Genomic DNA, 19,241 nt, shown 5'->3' with positions numbered 1-19,241 from the left:
GGGAAGTTTGATGGAAGCACAACGTCCAGACGGCTCGGGTGGCCATACCGCGCATGACGCGAAGAAAGCCCGGCGCGCGCGCCTGATCATGAGCGTTGCCGCCGGCGCGGCGCTCGGGCTCGCAGCGCAGGGCATCTGGTCGCGCCACGATGCACATGCGGCGCTCGAGCGCGACGCCGAGCACGCGAGCCAGATGAGCGTCGAAGTCGTCCAGCCGCAGAAGTCGTCGGCTGGGCTCGATCTCGTCTTGCCGGGCAACGTACAGGCTTTTCTCGACACGCCAATCTACGCGCGCACCAACGGCTATCTGAAGAAGTGGTACGCCGATATCGGCGCGCGCGTGAAGAGCGGTCAGTTGCTCGCGGAAATCGACACGCCCGAAGTCGACGACCAGTTGCGCGCCGCCCGCGCCGATCTCGCGAACGCCGAAGCGAATTACGCGCTCGCAAAGAGCACCGCCGATCGCTGGACCGAGATGCTCAGGAGCAGGTCGGTGTCGAAGCAGGAGACCGACGAAAAAGTCGGCGACATGCTCGCGAAGAAAGCCACGCTTGACGCCGCGCGCTTCAACGTCGCGCGCCTCGAAAAAACGCAGTCGTTCCAGAAGGTCTATGCGCCGTTCGACGGCACCGTGACCGCGCGCAACGTCGACGTCGGCGCGCTGATCGACGCGGGCAGCTCGGGCGGCCCCGCGAAGGAACTGTTTCATCTCGTGCAGGCGGACCGGCTGCGCGTCTACGTGAACGTGCCGCAGGCGTATGCGCAGCAGGTTCGCGCGCAGCAGAGCGCGTATCTGACGCTGACCGAGACGCCGTCGCGGCACTATCCGGGCACGGTCGCGCGCACCGCGGGCGCGGTCGATGCGCAGCAGCGCACGATGCTGGTCGAGGTCGACGTCGACAATCGCAGTGGTGAGCTGTTGCCGGGCGCGTACGCGCAAGTGCATTTCGCGCTCGGCGCGGGCACGGCGTCGTTCACGCTGCCGGGCAACACGCTGCTGTTCCGCCCCGACGGCGTCAAGGTTGCGACCGTCGATACGCAGCACAAGGTGAAGCTGCTGCCGGTGTCGCTCGGTACGGACTTCGGCACGCGCGTCGCGATCGTGTCGGGTTTGCAGGGCAACGAGCAGGTGATTCTGAATCCGCAGGATTCGATCGTCGATGGCGCGCCGGTGCGGATCGTGCCGCGTCAGGCGGAAAGCGGTGGAGGTTCGGAAGGCGCGACCGGTGCGGCGGCTGGCGCGCCGGCGGCGGAAGGCGGCGGGCGGCCGGCCGCGAGGACGTGATCATGAAGATGCCGATTTTGCGTCGCGTGGTGGCGTCCGCGGCTCTGTTTGCGCCTGCGTCAGCGTGTGTTTGCGTTCGTGCATCGGCAGTCGCGCTGGCCGTCGCCGGCGCGCTCGCTGCCTGCACCGTCGGCCCCGACTACGTGAAGCCCGCCGCCGTCACGCCCGCGACCTGGCGCGAACTCGAAGGCACCGGCTGGAAGCCCGCCCAACCGGCCGACATGCTCACGCGCGGCGCGTGGTGGCGCATCTACGGCGACCCGTCGCTCGATGCGCTCGAACAGCAGGTCGCGAGCGCAAACCAGGACGTGCAGGCCGCCGAAGCGCGCTTTCGCGCGGCGCGCGCGAGCGTCGCGCAATATCGCTCGGAATTCTTCCCGGTGGTCAGCGCGGGCGCCCAGTACACGCGCACGCGGACCTCGGAGAACGTGCTGCATAAATCGACCGCCGGTCTCACGCTGAACGACTATCTGGTGCAGGTCGACGCGTCGTGGGAGCCGGATCTGTGGGGCCGCGTGTCGCGCAGCGTCGAAGGTGCGAAGGCCAGCGCGCAGGCGAGCGCCGCCGACGTCGACGCCGCGCTGCTGTCGATGCAGGCGGAACTCGCCACCGACTACTTCGAGCTGCGCGGACTCGATCAGGAACGCCAACTACTCGACGACACGATCAAGGCCTACCAGGAAGCGCTCGAACTGACGCAACATCGCTACGCGGGCGGCATCGCGACCGATGCCGATGTCGCGCAGGCGCAGACGCAGCTCAAGACCACCCAGGCGCAGGCGCTCGATCTCGGCGTACAGCGCGCGCAGCTCGAGCATGCGATCGCGATCCTGATCGGCCAGCCGCCCTCGACCTTCACGCTGCCGGTCGCGCCGCTCGTCGCGGTGCCGGTGGTCGCGGCGACCGGCGTGCCGTCGGGATTGCTTGAACGGCGTCCCGATATCGCGGCGGCGGAGCGGCACGTCGCCGCGATGAACGCGCAGATCGGTGTGGCCACCGCGGCGTTTTTCCCGAACCTCGTGCTAGCCGTGACGGGCGGGCTCGAAGCGACCAACTACAGCCAGTGGCTGCTCGCACCGAGCCGCTTGTGGTCGCTCGGGCCGACACTCGCGGGCACGCTGCTCGACTTCGGCGGCCGCGCGGCCGTCAAGGAACAGGCGCGCGCGCACTACGACGAAAGCGTCGCGCAATATCGGCAGACCGTGCTGAACGCGTTCGGCCAGGTCGAGGACAATCTCGCCGCGCTGCGCGTGCTCGAGCAGGAAGCCGCCGCGCAGGACGACGCGGTCGCGGCCGCGCGGCGCGCGCTCGCGGTCGTGTCGGACCGCTACAGGAACGGCGCGATCACCTATCTGGACGTGGTCGTCGCGCAGACGACCACGCTCACCAACGAGCGCAACGCGGTCTCGATTGCGCGCCGCCGGATGGCCGCGAGCGTCGCGCTCGTGAAGGCACTCGGCGGCGGCTGGGACACGGCGACGGCGGCCTCAACCCAATTTTCAGCGTATCCTTAACTCCTTTGCGCGTTTCCGTTTGACCCAAGGAGTTCTGTTTTGACCCTGCCGCCGCAATCCCAGCGGACTGCATCTGCCGTTCCCTCCCCTTGCGCAGCCCCGGCTGCTCCCGCCACCGTCGTGTCGGACATCCCTTATCTCGAACGCGGCTCGCGCGCGTACTGGCGCGCAAGCCTTGCGCTGCTATTCGCCGGCTACGCGACGTTCTCGCTGCTCTACTGCGTGCAGCCGCTGCTGCCGTCGTTTTCCGAAGCGTTCAACGTGACGCCGGCGCAAAGCAGTCTGTCGCTGTCGCTATCGACCGCGGCGCTCGCACTCGCGATTTTCGTCGCCGGTTTCGTTTCCGAGGGCTGGAGCCGGCACAAGCTGATGACGCTGTCGCTGACGGTGTCGGCAGTGCTGACGTTGGGCGTAGCGGTCGCGCCGCACTGGCATCAGCTGCTCGTGCTGCGCACGCTCGAAGGACTCGCGCTCGGTGGGGTGCCGGCCGTCGCGATGGCCTATCTCGCCGAGGAAGTGCATCCCGACGGTCTCGGCCTCGCGATGGGCCTGTACGTCGGCGGCACGGCGATCGGCGGCATGGCCGGGCGGGTGATCACCGGCGTGGTCGCGGACCTGTTTTCATGGCGCGTCGCGATCGGCACGATCGGCGTGCTCGGCCTGCTGTCGATGCTCGCGTTCCGCTCGCTGCTGCCGCCTTCGCGCCATTTCGTACCGCGCCGCGGGCTCGGCTTCGCGCATCACCGCACGCTGCTGCTGCGGCAGTTCACGCGACCGGGCCTGCCGCTGCTGTTCCTGCTCGGCTTCGTGCTGATGGGCAGCTTCGTCACGCTGTACAACTACATCGGCTACCGGCTGCTCGCGCCGCCGTATCGGCTGAATCAGACTGAGATCGGCGCGATCTTCATCGTCTATCTGACCGGCGTGGTCGCATCGCCGTGGTCCGGGCGCATGGCCGATACGTTCGGCCGCGCGCGCGTGCTGAGCGCGAGCCTGCTGCTGATGGTGTTCGGCCTAGCGCTGACGATGCTGCATCCGCTCGCGGCGATCGCAACGGGCATCGCCTGCGTGACGTTCGGATTCTTCGCCGGCCATTCGGTCGCGAGCGGCTGGGTGGGTCGTCTGGCGAAAGACGCGAAGGGCCAGGCCGCGGCGCTGTATCTGCTTGCGTACTACATCGGCTCGAGTCTGGTCGGCTCGTATGGCGGCCATGTATGGGCCAGTCATGGATGGAACGGGGTCGTCGGGCTGATCGGCGCGTTGCTCTTGATCGGATTGATCGCGGCGACACGGATGCGCGGACGCGAGTAGCCTGGCGGATCGGTCGCGCTGCGCGGTTCAAGGACCGCGAGCCGCACGCAATCACCCACCCCGCATGGATCGGCGGTAAAACGAAAGACGCGCGTAAGCGAGCGTTTGATCTTTTTCGCCGCGAATGTTGCGCCGCGCCAATCGTCGAATGCCCTGCCGTGCCGGGGTTCAGCAGCTTGCGAATGAGCGCCGGCGCACAATGTCGTGCCCCCGCGCCGCTCGATCTGTCTCCTATACTCGATTCGTGCGCGGGCGCTGCGTGATTTCGCAGCCGCGGCCCGTGCCGAAACGACACAGCACCCATCCTGAATGGGAGGAGACGAAGATGACCTACTTTACGATCGGCGATTTCATCCTGGTCATTCCGATGGCGTTGGCGGGCGCGCTATTTGTCGGCGCACTACCCTGCAAGACCGAGTTGCGACACAACGCGCTGCGTGTGCTGGGCGCGCTGATCGGGGTGATGTGCGCGGTGGCGCTGGTCGAAGGTCTGCCCGCGCTCGTGTAGCGGCGCTGCGAAGGACCATAAAAAAGCCGCACGCTGAGCGTGCGGCTTCGTCTTTCCTGCTTCTCTCCGCTCAGCGCGATCAGATCTCCTGATCCGTCGACGGCTTTTCCCACAGGTTGATCCCGCCTTCGGTCGCATAGCGATCGATTTCGGCGAGTTCGTCTGCCGAGAAAGCGAGGTTCTTCAGCGCGCCGACGTTCTCGCGCACCTGTTCCGCACGGCTCGCGCCGATCAGCACCGACGTCACGCGCTGATCGCGCAACGCCCACGCGAGCGCCATCTGCGCGAGGCTCTGACCGCGTCGCTGCGCGATGTCGTTGAGCTTCCTCACGTGCTCGATGTTCTGCGGGCTCAGGTGCTCGTCTTTCAACGAACCGCCGCCCGGCTTGTTGACGCGCGCATCGGCCGGCACGCCGTTCAGGTACTTGCCGGTCAACAGCCCCTGCGCGAGCGGCGTGAACGCGATTGCACCAGCGCCGACCTCGCCAAGCGTATCGAGCAGGTCGTGTTCGATCCAGCGGTTCAGCATGTTGTACGACGGCTGATGGATCAGCAGCGGCACCTTGTATTCGGCAAGCAGCTTCGTCATTTCGAGCGTCTTTGCGGACGAGTACGACGAGATGCCGATATACAGCGCCTTGCCCTGCTGCACCGCGCTGGCCAATGCGCCCGCGGTTTCCTCGAGCGGCGTATGCGCGTCGAAGCGATGCGAATAGAAGATGTCGACGTATTCGAGGCCCATGCGCTTCAGGCTCTGATCAAGACTCGCGAGCACGTATTTACGCGAGCCGCCGCCCTGGCCGTACGGACCCGGCCACATGTCCCAACCGGCCTTCGACGAAATCAGCAGCTCGTCGCGATACGGTTTGAAATCGTCCTTGAACAGACGCCCGAAATTGGTTTCCGCGCTGCCGTACGGCGGGCCGTAGTTGTTCGCGAGATCGAAGTGCGTGATGCCGAGGTCGAAGGCCGTGCGCAGGATGTCGCGCTGCGTCGAGATCGGCGTGGTGTCGCCGAAGTTATGCCACAGGCCGAGCGACAGCGCCGGCAGTTTGAGACCCGACTTGCCGCAGACGCGGTATTGCATATCCGAATAGCGCTCTGAAGCTGCTTCGTAAGCCATTGCTAGTGTCCTTGTCGATGAGATCGCCCGGTGAATGCGGACGAGAGGATTCGCGCGGTGCGGGAGGCGTGCTGCTCAGGAGATTTGTTGTTGTGGTGCGGCCAGACCGCTATGTTAGCCAATCGACGCGGCGCTTGCAGGCATCCACTATGCGGGATGGACGAGCGCGCACGGCTCACCTACACTCTGGCCGGATCAGATTGATGGGAGGGACGGATGACGAAAGCGATTTCGATCGCGCTGATTGTCGGCGGTATCGTGCTGCTGTATTTCGGCGGGCAGGCGTTCAATTCGGTGAGCAGCGACGTGTCGCGCTTCTTGACCGGTTCGCCGACCAACAAGGCCATCGTGCTGATCGTCGCGGGCGTGGTGGCAACGCTCGCCGGGCTGACGGGAGTCGCGTTGTCGGGGCGCAAGCGCTAAGCATTCGCGCAAGGCCCGCGACGAAACGAACCTAGAACGCGATTTCGGGCTTCGCGGCCGAGCGCGTACCGGGCAGCGGCACATTACTCACGCCGTGATAGGTGAACACCAGCGAGAACTTCACTTCGTCGCTGAGATTCTTGCCGGCCGAGTGCAGCGTGTTGCAGTGGAAGAACACCACGTCGCCGGTCTTCAGCTCGGGCGACACCGCGGTACGGATCGCGGCCTGGTTCTCCGCGACATCCGTGCGGAAAAATTTCGCTTCATCGAAACGGTCGGACGTGAATGCCGCGCCGTGCGATTGCGGCAGGAACCACAACGCGCCGTTATCGACGGTTTCCGGGCCGACCGCGAGCCACACCGACACCAGATCGTCGCGCTCGAACGACCAGTAGCGCACGTCACGATGCCAGCCGGTCAGGCTGCCGTACGCGGGGTGCTTGGTCATCATGCAGTTGTGATGCGCGCGCGACAGACGCGGCTCCTCGCCGAAATACAACTCCATCCAGCCGCGGATTTCCGGCGCGGTCGCCCATTGCGCGAATGCCGGGTGACGGCCGTACGCGTCGAGCAGGCGCCGCACCGTATGTCCGCCCGGCGCATCTTTCGATGACGGCGCCCCCGGATACTGCAGATCCGCTTCGAATTCGATTGGCGCCGCCGCTTCCTGCAGTTGCCGCTCCGCGATCCGCTTCAGCTCGTCGCAACGCTCGGGCGACACGAGTCCTGGTACGACGACAAAACCCTGCTCCCGCAACGCCTGGATCTGCTCTTTCTTCGAATGGAGTGACATGGTGTTCCGTTACCGTCGACTAACTGATGTTCGATTGTAAAACGGGCGCGATCGGGGCGCCTTGTTTCACGGCAAGTGGCCCGTGCGTGTTGCGCCGCGGCGATGCACCGGCCTCAGGCGTGCGACGCGCCCACACCGCACATTCGCTGGGCAAACACGCACGGAAATCGCCCGTAAAGGGTGGGATCACGCTGGCCTCTGCGACCATTCCGTCCATGGAAAATCCGGCCTCGCAGGGTAATAACCGACTTTCTGACGTCACGTTTCCCATGTAGCCTGCACACATGTTGATCGTCGCTTACGCACTTTTCTGCTGTTCGCGGGCCGTGAGAGCCCATACCGCCGGTTTCTCCACGTTGCATCTTCGTTACGCTGTGCGCCATTTTTCGCGTCGCGGTCTGCCGCGCCTCGATCCGCACCTAACTTCCGGCTTTCAGGCCGTTCATCGCAACCCCGTCATTGGCACATATGGTGCTGTTTGTCCGTGCACACCCGGTGCACGCGCCGACGTGCGGTACATTGCCTAATTGTGAAGCCATGCATACTCTCTTGAGCACCCGTCTTACCCGTGCCGCGCTGAAAGCGGCGCGGCCCGCGCGCCGTCATATGATGCGGGCACTGCGTCACCATGCCGCGCGCACCCGCGCGCTCGGCGAGCAGTGGCGTGACGCGAAGGCCGTCGACGGCATCCGCACCTGGTTCAATACGTTCTTCTCGGCACTGCGTCAGCAGAGCGGCACGCGCCGTCTGTCGCTGCGTACGCTGCTGCGCAAACCGACGCCGTTGCGCCTCACGGTCGCGAAACGCGAACCGGTGGTGCGCACGCCTGCGAGCCGTCGGCCGCGTCGGCTGTCGACGAGCAGCAGCGGGTGGTTCGCGTTTGCATTTGCGAGCCGATGAAATGGCTGAACCAACGAGCGACGCGTTGAGCGGCTAGACCGCTGACCGGCTGCTTATTCACCGCAAAACTTCGAGCGCGGAGATAAGCATCACATCAGGCGTCTTGATAACCGCGCACCGACATCGTTGCGCTTTCGACAGACAAAGAAAAACCCCGCCCGGCTCACGCCGGCGGGGTTTTTCGCTATCAGACAGCGATCGGCTCGCTTATTCGGCCAGCGCCGCGACCGGCTCGGTGCCTGCTGCTTCGGCGAGTGCGAGCGCCTTGTCGGTGGCTTCCCACGTGAATTCCGGCTCTTCGCGGCCGAAGTGACCGTAGGCCGCGCTCTTCTCGTAGATCGGGCGCAACAGGTCGAGCATCTGGATGATGCCCTTCGGACGCAGGTCGAAATGCTGACGCACCAGTTCCGTGATCGTTGCATCCGACACGCGGCCCGTGCCGAACGTGTTGACCATCACCGAAGTCGGCTGGGCGACGCCGATCGCGTACGACACCTGGATCAGGCAGCGCGAAGCAAGGCCCGCGGCCACGATGTTCTTCGCGACGTAACGGCCAGCGTAAGCTGCCGAGCGGTCGACCTTCGACGGATCCTTGCCCGAGAATGCGCCGCCGCCGTGCGGCGCCGCGCCGCCATACGTATCGACGATGATCTTGCGGCCCGTCAGACCGCAATCGCCCTGCGGACCGCCGATCACGAAGCGACCGGTCGGGTTCACGAGGAACTTGATGTCGCCCTTGATCAGCTCGGCCGGCAGCGTCGGCTTGATCACTTCCTCGATCACCGCTTCGCGCAGCGTAGCGAGATCGATGTCCGGCGAATGCTGGGTGGACAGCACGACCGTGTCGATCGAATGCGGCTTGCCGTCGACGTAGCGCACGGTGACCTGCGACTTCGCATCGGGACGCAGCCAGGGCAGACGGCCGTCGCGGCGCAGATTCGCCTGACGCTCGACGAGACGGTGTGACAGGTGGATCGGCAGCGGCATCAGTTCCGGCGTTTCTTCGCACGCGTAACCGAACATCAGGCCCTGGTCGCCCGCGCCTTGATCGAGGTTGTTGTCGTGTGCGCGGTCCACGCCCTGGGCGATGTCCGGCGACTGCTTGTCGTACGCGACGAGCACCGCGCAGCCGCGGTAGTCGATGCCGTAGTCGGTGTTGTCGTAGCCGATGCGCTTGATCGTATTGCGCGCGATCTGGATGTAGTCAACGTTTGCGGTCGTGGTAATTTCACCGGCCAGCACGACGAGACCCGTGTTGCACAGCGTTTCGGCCGCGACACGTGAGTACTTGTCTTGCGCGAGGATGGCGTCGAGGATCGCGTCCGAGATCTGGTCCGCGACTTTGTCGGGATGGCCTTCGGAAACGGATTCGGAAGTGAAGAGATAGTCGTTTGCCACGTTGCAGACTCCTTTTAGTGGTTACGGTTGCGTTCCACGTAGCCGACTTCGGGAGTCTGAAGCGGCGACGCTTTAGCGGATTACATTACCGATGGACGCAAAACCCATGGCAAACCATGGACCGCACCCGCCGGCTTCGCCCCGCAAGTTGTCTATTAACTCGGCGAAGCCTTTATTATAGCGACTTCCCTTGAATGTCACAGAGTGTCCACGCGTGCGGTATCACGTCAATTTTTCCGCTCCCGCCAATTCCACCCCATGCAGCGCCGCGAGCCCGGAGGCCGCATGCTGAGCCGCTACGGCGCGAAGCTCGCGATCGGGCTGCTCAAACTCTTTGCCTTGTTGCCCTATGGTTTCGTCGCCCGTCTCGGTGATGGCCTCGGCTGGCTGCTCTACCAGATCCCGAGCCGCCGCAAGCGCATCGTTCACACGAATCTGAAGCTGTGCTTCCCCGACTGGAGCGACGAGCGCCGCGAGGACGTCGCGCAGAAGCATTTCCGTCACGCGATCCGCAGCTATCTCGAGCGCAGCGTCCAGTGGTTCGGCTCGGCAAAGAAGCTCGAAAAGCTGATCCAGCTCGACAGCGCGATCGACCTGACGGACCCGAACCTGCCGCCCACATTGTTTCTCGGCTTGCATTTCGTGGGCATCGAGGCCGGGTCGATCTTTCTGAACTATTCACTCAAGCGCCAGTGCGGCTCGCTCTATCAGCCCATGTCGAATCAGGAACTCGAGGCGGTCGCGAAAGCGGCGCGCGCGCGTTTCGGCGCGGACATGGCGAGCCGCGCGGACAGCGCGCGCGTCGTGCTGCGCTGGCTGCGCGACCGCAAACCGGTGATGCTCGGCGCGGACATGGACTACGGCGCACGCAATTCGACGTTCGTGCCGTTCTTCGGCGTGCCGACCTGCACGCTGACCGCGGTCGGCCGTCTCGCGAAGGTCGGGCATGCGCAGGTCGTGCCGTTCATCGGCGAAGTGCTGCCGAATTACAAGGGCTACCGGCTCAAGGTCTTCAAGCCCTGGGACCACTACCCGACCGGCGACGATGACTCCGACGCACGACGCATGAATGAGTTTCTCGAAGAGCAGATTCCGCTGATGCCCGAGCAGTATTACTGGGTGCACAAGCGTTTCAAGACACGGCCGCCCGGTGTGCCGGGGGTGTATTGACGATCAGGCCGATGTGCCAACGTGTATCATCTCCAATTGGCCCAGAGAGGCTCGAACGGGTGACTAACCCGACGGCCAGCGATGCCGGGATTCCGGCTTCGCCCGCACTCGCGAAGCCCTACGCAGCAACGGATACTCGGAAAACGTGAAGCTCAAGTTCACCAAAATGCACGGCGCGGGCAACGACTTCATCGTGCTCGACGGCTATACCCAACCGGTCAATCTGACCACGGCGCAGGTGCGCGCGCTCGCGAACCGTCATTTCGGCGTCGGCGCCGACCAGTTGCTGCTGGTCGAAAAGCCGACCGTCGAAGGCGTCGATTTCAGATATCGCATCTTCAATTGCGACGGCGGCGAGGTCGAGCACTGCGGCAACGGCGCGCGCTGCTTCGTCAAGTTCGTGCGCGAGCGCGGTCTCACCGACCAGCGCAGCGTACGCGTGCAGGTACAGAAAGGCACGATCACGCTGACCATGCAAGACAACGGCGAAGTGATCGTCGACATGGGCACGCCGGTGTTCGACCCCGAGCTTGTGCCGTTCGCGACCAAGGGCCTGCAAGGCCGCCGCGAAGGCGCGGACACGCTCTGGCCGCTCGACGTGAATGGCACGACGCGCTGGATGTCGGTGGTGTCGATGGGCAATCCGCATGCGGTGCAGGTCGTCGACGATGCCGAGGCATTCCCGGTGCTCGTCGAAGGTCCGGCGATCGAGCGGCACACGCGCTTCCCGCAGCGGGTCAACGCAGGCTTCATGCAGATCGTCAGCCGCAACGAAATCAGGCTGCGCGTCTACGAACGCGGCGCGGGCGAAACGCTCGCATGCGGCACCGGCGCGTGCGCCGCGGTCGCGGCCGGCATCCGGCGCGGACTGCTCGATGCGCCGGTGCTCGTGCACACGCATGGCGGCGATCTGACGATCACGTGGGACATCGCGCAGCCAGGCACGCCGCTGCTGATGGCCGGCCCCGCGGCCACCGTTTTCGAAGGTGAGATCGAGTTGGCCGATCAAGCGTCAAACGTCTCCCAGCACAATCCGTCCAACCCGGTCGCCGTTGCGCCCTCCGTCTAACTCACTGGCCGACACGCTGCCGCAAGACGGCCATCCCGTAGTCCTCTAGCCGAAACTATGAACGATCGCGAAGTCGCCGAATACCTCCTCGCCAATCCCGAATTCTTCGTCGAACACGCGGAAACGCTCGCGACGATCCGGCTCGCGAACCCGCACGGCAAAGCCGCGGTGTCGCTGCAGGAGCGGCAGATGGAGATGCTGCGCGACAAGAACAAGCAACTCGAGCGGCGCCTCGCCGAGCTGCTGCGCTACGGTCACGAGAACGACAGCATCGCGTCGAAATTCAACCGCTGGACCATCCGCGTGATCGGCGAGCGCGATCCATACGCGCTGCCACGCACGATCGCCGGCGGTCTGCGCGACATCTTCGACGTGCCGCAAGCGGCGTTGCGCGTGTGGGACCTCGCCGAGCCGTATGCGCAAGCCGACTTCGCGCGTCACGTCGGCGAAGAAGTGCGTATTTTCGCGGGCAGCCTGAGCACGCCGTACTGTGGGGCGAACACCGGTTTCGAGGCCGCGCAGTGGCTCGCGCAAGCGGCAGGCGCGTCCAACGCCACGACGACTGTGGCAACAGGTGCGGCCGACGACCACGGCACTGCGTCGAGCGAGACGGTGCAGACCACCGAATCGATCGCGCTGCTGGCGCTGCGCGACCCGGAAGGCGCCGCAGACGCGCCCACGTTCGGCCTGCTCGTGATGGGCTCGTCCGACCCGCGACGCTTCCACGAAGGCATGGCCACCGATTTCCTCACGCAGATCGGCGCGCTCGCGAGCGCCGCGCTGAGCCGGCTGCTGCCGCGCTGAGCCGCGCCGCGTAACGCCACCGCTCACCGTGACCGCCGCCGACCCGATCGCCGCCTATCTGTCGCATCTCGAACACGAGCGGCGGCTCTCGGCGCATACGCTGCGCGGCTACACGCATGAGCTGGACGAACTGAAGCAGCTCGCCAAAGGTCGACCGCTCGAAAGCCTCACCGCCGTCGACATCCGCGGCGCCGTCGCCCGCGCACATGCGGGCGGCCTCACCGCGCGGTCGATCGGCCATCGGTTGTCGGCATGGCGCGCGTTTTATCGCTGGCTCGCCGGCCGCGTCGAGCTGCCGGCCAATCCGGTCGCCGCGGTGCGTGCGCCGAAGCAGGCGAAAACGCTGCCGAAGGCGCTCTCCGTCGACGACGCCGCGCGCCTGATGGACAATCCGGCCACCGACTCCCCCGAAGGCCTGCGCGACCACGCGATGCTCGAGCTGTTCTATTCGTCGGGCCTGCGGCTCGCCGAGCTGGTCGGCCTCGACGTGCGTTTCGCCGACGCCGACGGCTACCGCTCCGCCGGCTGGCTCAAGCTCGATGCCGGCGAAGTCGAAGTGCTCGGCAAAGGCAACCGGCGTCGCGTCGTGCCGGTGGGCAGCAAGGCGGTCGCGGCGCTGAACGCGTGGCTCGCGGTGCGCGACCGGATGGTCCGCCACGATCCGCATCCGCTCTTCCTGTCGACGCGCGGCAACCGGCTGTCGCCGAACGTCGTGCGCGAGCGCGTCAAGCGCGCGGCGCTCGCCGCCGGTATTCCGGCCAACGTGCATCCGCACGTGCTGCGCCATTCATTCGCGACGCACGTGCTGCAGTCGAGCGGCGATCTGCGCGCCGTGCAGGAGCTGCTCGGCCACGCGAGCATCACCGCGACGCAGGTTTATACGGGGCTTGATTTCCAGCACCTCGCCCACGTCTACGACAGCGCGCATCCGCGCGCGAAAAAACGCAACTGATCACGCGACCGACGCCGCGCGCCGCGGCGCGCCGTCTTCGCTCGCACTTTACCGATACCTGATGAATACCGTTACGCTCAAACCGTCGAAAGAAAAATCGCTGCTGCGCCGCCATCCGTGGGTCTATGCAAATGCGATCGAGCACGTCGACGGCCGCCCCGCGCCCGGCGCGACCGTGCTCGTGCGCGCGCACGACGGCCGCTTTCTCGCGCGCGCCGCCTACAGCCCGCACTCGCAGATCCGCGCGCGCGTATGGAGCTTCGACGAAGCCGAACCGATCGATCACGCGTTCTTCAAGCGGCGCGTGCAGCGCGCGTACGCGCATCGTCAGGCGATGGTGCGCGACACCGGCGCGGTGCGGCTGATCTTCGGCGAGGCGGACGGTCTGCCCGGCCTGATCGTCGATCACTACGTCGCCGAGGACGCGGGCCAGCGCAGCCAGCTCGTCTGCCAGTTCATGGCGGCCGGCGTCGAAGCGTGGAAGGATGCGATCGTCGCGGCGCTGGTCGGCGCGACCGGTTGCCCGAACGTCTACGAGCGCTCGGACGTGTCGATCCGTCAGAAGGAAGGGCTCGAGCAGATCACCGGTGTGCTCGCGGGCGAGCCGCCGTCGGAGCAGCTGATCGCGAGCGAAAACGGCGTGCGCTATCACGTCGACGTGCGCAACGGCCACAAGACCGGCTTTTATGTCGACCAGCGCGATAACCGCCTGCTCGTGCAGCAGTTCTCGCAGGATCGCGACGTGCTGAACTGCTTCTGCTATACCGGCGGCTTTTCGCTCGCGGCGCTCAAGGGCGGCGCGAAGCGCGTGGTGTCGGTCGATTCGTCGGGTGAAGCGCTCGCGCTCGCGCAGCAGAACGTCGCGGCCAACGGCTTCGATGCCGAGCGCGCGACCTGGCTCGACGCCGACGCGTTCAGGACGCTGCGGCGCCTCTACGACGAAGGCGAGCGCTTCGACCTGATCGTGCTCGATCCGCCGAAATTCGCGCCGTCGCGCGAGCACGTGGATCGCGCGTCGCGGGCGTACAAGGACATCAACCTGACGGGCCTGAAGCTGCTGCGTCCGGGCGGTTTGCTGTTCACCTACTCGTGCTCGGGCGCGATCGATCCCGAGCTGTTCCAGAAGATCGTGTCCGGCGCGGCCGCCGACGCGCGCGTCGACGCACGCATCCTGAAGCGCCTTGGCGCGGGCGTCGATCACCCGCTGCTCACTGCGTTCCCCGAAGGCGAGTATCTGAAGGGACTGCTGTTGCAAATCGCCTGATCGCCCCTACTTTGGGGGTGATTGCGCGTGCCGGCGGCGGCCGCGGCCGGCCTCGGCGCACGCGGCCGCCCCAGCACCCGCCTGGCAAATATGTTTCAATGACCGGCTAGACGAGGCCGCGCCATCCGGCTGCGGCGGCCGGCCCAACGCATCTTGCTAGCCTTGCGCTAGCGTTCGATCACGCACCGTTTCACGACTTACAGGCGACCCATATGATTCCAGTCACCATCCTGACCGGCTTTCTCGGCAGCGGCAAAACCACCCTGCTCAAGCGCATCCTGAACGAAAAGCACGGCATGAAGATCGCCGTCATCGAGAACGAGTTCGGCGAAGAGAACATCGACAACGAGATCCTCGTTCAGGACACGACCGAGCAGATCATCCAGATGAGCAACGGCTGCATCTGCTGCACGATTCGCGGCGACCTGTCGCGCGTGCTCGGCGATCTGGCCGCGAAGAAGCAGGCGGGCGAAGTGGACTTCGACCGCGTCGTGATCGAAACCACCGGCCTCGCCAATCCGGGCCCGGTCGCGCAGACCTTCTTCATGGACGACCAGATCGCGAGCGAATTCCTGCTCGACGCGATCATCACGCTGGTCGACGCGAAGCACGCGAACCGTCAGCTCGACGAGCATGAAGTGGTGCAGCGCCAGGTCGGTTTCGCGGACCGCCTGTTCATCACGAAGGCCGATCTCGTCGACGAGCCGCACGTGGCGGATCTGCGCCACCGTCTGCTGCACATGAACCCGAAGGCGGCGATCAAGGTCGTCAATTTCGGCGAAGCGAACATCAAGGAAATCTTCGATCTGCGCGGCTTCAACCTGAACTCGAAGCTCGAAATCGATCCGGACTTCCTCGCCGAAGACGAACACGCGCACAGCCATGCGCATGCGCACGACGAGCACGGCCATGCGCACGGCGACCATGACCATGATCACGAGAACTGCGATCACGAGCATGGCCATTGCAACCACGACGGCCACGATCATGGGCATCACCACCATGCGCATCACGATGACAAGATCAAGTCGTTCGTGTATCGCAGCGATCGTCCGTTTGATCCGAACAAGCTCGAAGACTTCCTCGGCGGCATTCTGCAGATCTACGGCGAGCATCTGCTGCGCTACAAGGGCGTGCTGTATATGAAGGGCGTCGATCGCAAGGTCGTGTTCCAGGGCGTGCATCAGATGATGGGCAGCGACCTCGCCGCGAAATGGCAACCGGCCGAGAAGAAGACCAACAAGATGGTGTTCATCGGCATCGAACTGCCGCGCGACCTGATCACCGACGGTCTCGACGCCTGCCTCGCCTGCCTCGCCTGAGTCGGCATGCGGCGCGCATCGCGGCATGCGCCATGCTACTGCTAGCGCGCCGTGACGCCCGCCGCCGATGGCGCGGGCGTGAATCATCTGCTGAAACTTCGACGCCGCGGCCGACAGGCCGTCTGAAAGCAGACTATATGAAAAGCGCGTGAAAACCCTGCTGTATTAAAGCGTGCACGACCATCGCTTTTTAGCTTTGTGCGCGTTATATTTTCGGGATATCGCTGCGCCGCAGGCAGATTTTCAGCAGTTCCTGTGCCGGATTGTGATTCAGTTACAATACGTGCCCACTGGAGAATGACAACGAATTGCCCGGTCGCGCGTATCCTGCGACGGGCCTGAAACGGCGCCGGAAAATCTTGTCCGGAGACACGCCGAAAATGCCGGCGGCCATGGCCTGAAAGGGCACGCGCTTGCCGGCAAGCGATGCCTCAGGAGCATTTGAGAATCGGTTTCCAGAGGAGTTCGGCCCCGCAGCGGCGTAGCCAGCAACGCCCGGCGTGTGGGCGCCAGGCGCTTCGGCGTCACGACAGCCTAACGTTCGTGGCCACCCTGCGCTGCGCGTCCGCGCGACGCGTTTGCGGGCAATACGAAAGTGCGGGCACTATGTAAGAGTTTTGCCTCACATTGAAGAAGTAAGCCAGATGACGACGAAACGACTCTTGACCGAAGCCGAAATCCTGAAGATGAGCGACAAGGATTACATGAATGAGGATCAGCTCGCCTTCTTCAAGAACAGGCTCGAACAGTTGCAGGCGGACATTCTCCGCAATGCCGGCCAGACGACCGAGAACCTGCGCGAAACGGTCATCGTGCCGGACCCGGCCGATCGCGCCACGATCGAGGAAGAGCATGCGCTCGAACTGCGCACGCGCGACCGCGAGCGCAAGCTGCTGAAGAAGGTGCAGCAATCGATCGCGCGAATCGAGGCGGGCGACTACGGCTGGTGCGAGGAAACCGGCGAGCCGATCGGCATTCCGCGACTGCTCGCGCGGCCCACGGCCACGCTGTCGCTCGAAGCCCAGGAGCGCCGCGAACTGCGCCAGAAGCTGTTCGGCGACTGATGACCTGCGGCGCGGCTTCGGCTTAGCGCCCTAAAACGCTGCTTCGTCGAGAGGCGCACGGTGAACCGTGCGCCTTTTCTTTTTGCGCGACATCCGCGCAAGCTCCGCCGTTCCTCCCGCCCCGCCTTCCCTTCCCGTCTATTTTCTCGGACTTCCTGAGCGGATTTTCAGTTTTTCGTCCTATGCCTTCTGGCGGATCTTGATATGACCGCGCGCGCCCTAAAATAGATCGGACATGCGCTCACGAGCGCGCCAGCCGGCGCGCCGTCCGCTGACAGGATTCATGCGGTAGCGCGCAGCGCTGCCGCGTCCTACCCGTTTTGCAAAGAGGAACGCATATGGAGCAATTTCACGGCACGACGATCGTTTCCGTGCGACGCGGTGACAAGGTCGCACTCGGCGGCGACGGCCAGGTGACGCTCGGCAACATCGTCATGAAAGGCGGCGCAAAGAAGGTCCGGCGCATCTACAACGGCAAGGTGCTGGTCGGCTTCGCCGGCGGCACGGCGGATGCCTTCTCGCTGCTCGACCGCTTCGAGGCGAAGCTTGAAAAACATCAGGGCAATCTGACGCGCGCGGCCGTGGAACTCGCGAAAGACTGGCGCACCGACCGCATGCTGCGTCGTCTCGAAGCGATGCTGATCGCCGCGGACGCGACCACCACGCTCGTCATTACCGGCAACGGCGACGTGCTCGATCCCGAAGGCGGCATCTGCGCGATCGGCTCGGGTGGCGCGTATGCGCAGGCGGCCGCGAAGGCGCTCGCCGACAACACCGAGCTGTCGCCGCGCGACATCGTGGAGAAGTCGCTGGAAATCGCCGGCGACATGTGCATCTACACGAACCACAACCGCGTCATTGAGACGATCGAGTAAGGACCCATCGATGAGCACCATGACCCCCGCCGAGATCGTCTCCGAACTCGACAAACACATCATCGGCCAAGGCCGCGCGAAGAAAGCCGTGGCCGTCGCATTGCGCAACCGGTGGCGTCGTCAGCAGGTCGATGAACCGCTGCGCCAGGAAATCACGCCGAAGAACATCCTGATGATCGGACCGACCGGCGTCGGCAAGACCGAAATCGCGCGGCGTCTCGCGAAGCTCGCGGACGCGCCGTTCATCAAGATCGAAGCGACCAAGTTCACCGAAGTCGGCTACGTGGGCCGCGACGTCGACAGCATCGTGCGTGATCTGATGGAAATTTCGGTCAAGCAGACCCGCGAAACGGAAATGCGCAAAGTGCGGACCAAGGCCGGCGATCAGGCCGAAGACCGCATCCTCGACATCCTGCTGCCGAGCGCACGGCCGGTCGGCTTCGGTTCGAGCTCGAGCTTGACCGATACCGCCGATGAAGGCAGCACGACCCGTCAGACGTTCCGCAAGCGCCTGCGCGAAGGCCAGCTCGACGACAAGGAAATCGAGCTCGACGTCGAGCAGCCGCAGGTCGGCATGGACATCATGGGGCCGCCGGGCATGGAAGACATGACCGAGCAGATCCGCTCGATGTTCGCCAACATCGGCGGCGGCAAGAAGACGCGCCGCAAGATGAAGGTGAAGGAAGCGCTGAAGGTGCTCACCGACGAAGAAGCCGGCAAGATGCTGAACGACGAGGAGGTGAAGACCAAGGCGGTGCAGAACGTCGAGCAGAACGGCATCGTGTTCCTCGACGAAATCGACAAGATCGCGTCGCGCAACGAAGCGGGCGGTGGCGAGGTGTCCCGTCAGGGCGTGCAGCGCGATCTGCTGCCGCTCGTCGAAGGCACGACGATCAACACCAAGTACGGCATGGTGAAGACCGATCACATTCTGTTCATTGCGAGCGGCGCGTTTCATCTCGCGAAGCCGAGCGATCTGATTCCTGAGCTGCAGGGGCGCTTCCCGATTCGCGTCGAGCTCGATTCGCTGTCGGTCAACGACTTCGAATCGATCCTCGTGTCGACGGACGCGAGCCTCGTCAAGCAGTATCAGGCCTTGCTCGCTACCGAAGACGTGCACCTCGAGTTCGCCGACGACGGTATCCGTCGTCTCGCCGAGATCGCCTACTCGGTCAATGAGAAGACCGAGAACATCGGCGCGCGGCGTCTTTATACGGTCATCGAAAAGCTGCTCGAAGAAGTGTCCTTCTCGGCCGGCAACCATTCGGGCCACGCTGTGCAGATCGACGCGGCGTATGTCGATCGCGCGTTGAACGAAGTCGCGCAAGACGAGGATCTGTCGCGCTACGTGCTGTGATATCTCGAAGAGCCGACGCCTGAAAAAACGGGCTGCCTTTGTATAGGCGGCCCGTTTTGTTTTGTACCGCCCAACACGCGGCGGCGTTGCCTCGCACAGCCGACGCCGC

At 64.8% G+C, this 19,241-nt stretch carries 18 protein-coding genes; 15 read left to right on the top strand and 3 right to left on the bottom strand.

What is annotated here, in order from left to right; translation table 11 throughout:
• Positions 1-10: 10 nt before the first annotated feature.
• From L0U81_RS00515 to L0U81_RS00500, 4 genes are all read left to right on the top strand, one after another.
• Entirely contained in the window at positions 11-1,285 is a 1,275-nt protein-coding gene (locus tag L0U81_RS00515; protein WP_233799657.1) for an efflux RND transporter periplasmic adaptor subunit, read from the top strand.
• Positions 1,286-1,293: 8 nt separating this feature from the next.
• Positions 1,294-2,799 (top strand): efflux transporter outer membrane subunit, encoded by a 1,506-nt coding sequence (locus L0U81_RS00510; protein WP_233804158.1) that lies wholly within the window; start codon positions 1,294-1,296, stop codon positions 2,797-2,799.
• A gap of 39 nt (positions 2,800-2,838) precedes the next feature.
• Positions 2,839-4,110, top strand: coding sequence for an MFS transporter (locus L0U81_RS00505; RefSeq protein ID WP_442793374.1), 1,272 nt, complete (start codon positions 2,839-2,841; stop codon positions 4,108-4,110).
• A 325-nt stretch (positions 4,111-4,435) separates the two neighbouring features.
• Positions 4,436-4,618 (top strand): hypothetical protein, encoded by a 183-nt coding sequence (locus L0U81_RS00500; RefSeq protein ID WP_008923386.1) that lies wholly within the window; start codon positions 4,436-4,438, stop codon positions 4,616-4,618.
• A 79-nt stretch (positions 4,619-4,697) separates the two neighbouring features.
• On the opposite strand, the gene mgrA is transcribed toward L0U81_RS00500, so the two are convergent.
• Positions 4,698-5,741: an L-glyceraldehyde 3-phosphate reductase gene (mgrA, locus tag L0U81_RS00495; RefSeq protein WP_233799655.1), complete on the bottom strand. Its 1,044-nt coding sequence runs from the start codon at positions 5,739-5,741 to the stop codon at positions 4,698-4,700.
• A gap of 216 nt (positions 5,742-5,957) precedes the next feature.
• On the opposite strand from mgrA, the gene L0U81_RS00490 reads away from it, so the two are divergent.
• Entirely contained in the window at positions 5,958-6,164 is a 207-nt protein-coding gene (locus tag L0U81_RS00490) for a DUF3185 family protein (RefSeq protein WP_233799654.1), read from the top strand.
• Positions 6,165-6,195: 31 nt separating this feature from the next.
• Here L0U81_RS00490 and L0U81_RS00485 read toward each other — a convergent pair whose 3' ends face one another.
• On the bottom strand, positions 6,196-6,957 hold the full coding sequence (locus tag L0U81_RS00485; protein WP_233799653.1) for a phytanoyl-CoA dioxygenase family protein: 762 nt from the start codon (positions 6,955-6,957) through the stop codon (positions 6,196-6,198).
• Between the two features lie 537 nt (positions 6,958-7,494).
• On the opposite strand from L0U81_RS00485, the gene L0U81_RS00480 reads away from it, so the two are divergent.
• Complete coding sequence (locus L0U81_RS00480; protein WP_233799652.1) at positions 7,495-7,857, top strand: hypothetical protein; 363 nt, start codon at positions 7,495-7,497, stop codon at positions 7,855-7,857.
• Between the two features lie 207 nt (positions 7,858-8,064).
• On the opposite strand, the gene metK is transcribed toward L0U81_RS00480, so the two are convergent.
• Positions 8,065-9,255 carry a methionine adenosyltransferase gene (metK, locus tag L0U81_RS00475; protein WP_233799651.1) on the bottom strand — a complete coding sequence of 397 codons (1,191 nt, stop codon included), beginning with the start codon at positions 9,253-9,255 and terminating at the stop codon, positions 8,065-8,067.
• Between the two features lie 285 nt (positions 9,256-9,540).
• Between metK and L0U81_RS00470 the strand changes: the two genes are divergently transcribed.
• The 9 genes from L0U81_RS00470 to hslU all read left to right on the top strand — a co-directional run bounded on the left by L0U81_RS00470 (position 9,541) and on the right by hslU (position 19,132).
• Positions 9,541-10,425 carry a lipid A biosynthesis lauroyl acyltransferase gene (locus L0U81_RS00470; protein WP_233799650.1) on the top strand — a complete coding sequence of 295 codons (885 nt, stop codon included), beginning with the start codon at positions 9,541-9,543 and terminating at the stop codon, positions 10,423-10,425.
• A gap of 145 nt (positions 10,426-10,570) precedes the next feature.
• A complete protein-coding gene (gene dapF / locus L0U81_RS00465; RefSeq protein WP_233799649.1) occupies positions 10,571-11,494 on the top strand; it encodes a diaminopimelate epimerase in 924 nt (307 codons plus the stop codon).
• Positions 11,495-11,551: 57 nt separating this feature from the next.
• A complete protein-coding gene (locus tag L0U81_RS00460) occupies positions 11,552-12,298 on the top strand; it encodes a DUF484 family protein (RefSeq protein WP_233799648.1) in 747 nt (248 codons plus the stop codon).
• 28 nt (positions 12,299-12,326) lie between these two features.
• Complete coding sequence (xerC, locus tag L0U81_RS00455) at positions 12,327-13,250, top strand: tyrosine recombinase XerC (RefSeq protein WP_233799647.1); 924 nt, start codon at positions 12,327-12,329, stop codon at positions 13,248-13,250.
• Positions 13,251-13,311: 61 nt separating this feature from the next.
• On the top strand, positions 13,312-14,514 hold the full coding sequence (locus L0U81_RS00450; protein ID WP_233799646.1) for a class I SAM-dependent rRNA methyltransferase: 1,203 nt from the start codon (positions 13,312-13,314) through the stop codon (positions 14,512-14,514).
• A gap of 212 nt (positions 14,515-14,726) precedes the next feature.
• Entirely contained in the window at positions 14,727-15,836 is a 1,110-nt protein-coding gene (locus tag L0U81_RS00445; protein WP_233799645.1) for a CobW family GTP-binding protein, read from the top strand.
• Between the two features lie 644 nt (positions 15,837-16,480).
• A complete protein-coding gene (gene dksA / locus L0U81_RS00440; protein ID WP_008923580.1) occupies positions 16,481-16,900 on the top strand; it encodes an RNA polymerase-binding protein DksA in 420 nt (139 codons plus the stop codon).
• A gap of 338 nt (positions 16,901-17,238) precedes the next feature.
• The gene (hslV, locus tag L0U81_RS00435; protein ID WP_233799644.1) at positions 17,239-17,775 is read left to right on the top strand and encodes an ATP-dependent protease subunit HslV; all 537 of its coding nucleotides are present in this window, start codon (positions 17,239-17,241) and stop codon (positions 17,773-17,775) included.
• Between the two features lie 10 nt (positions 17,776-17,785).
• The gene (hslU, locus tag L0U81_RS00430) at positions 17,786-19,132 is read left to right on the top strand and encodes an ATP-dependent protease ATPase subunit HslU (RefSeq protein ID WP_233799643.1); all 1,347 of its coding nucleotides are present in this window, start codon (positions 17,786-17,788) and stop codon (positions 19,130-19,132) included.
• Positions 19,133-19,241 lie beyond the last annotated feature (109 nt).

Source organism: Paraburkholderia sp. HP33-1, assembly GCF_021390595.1.
Lineage (GTDB): Bacteria > Pseudomonadota > Gammaproteobacteria > Burkholderiales > Burkholderiaceae > Paraburkholderia.
The sequence above is the reverse complement of the archived record's forward strand: the minus strand, read 5'-3'. Positions and strand labels throughout refer to the sequence as shown.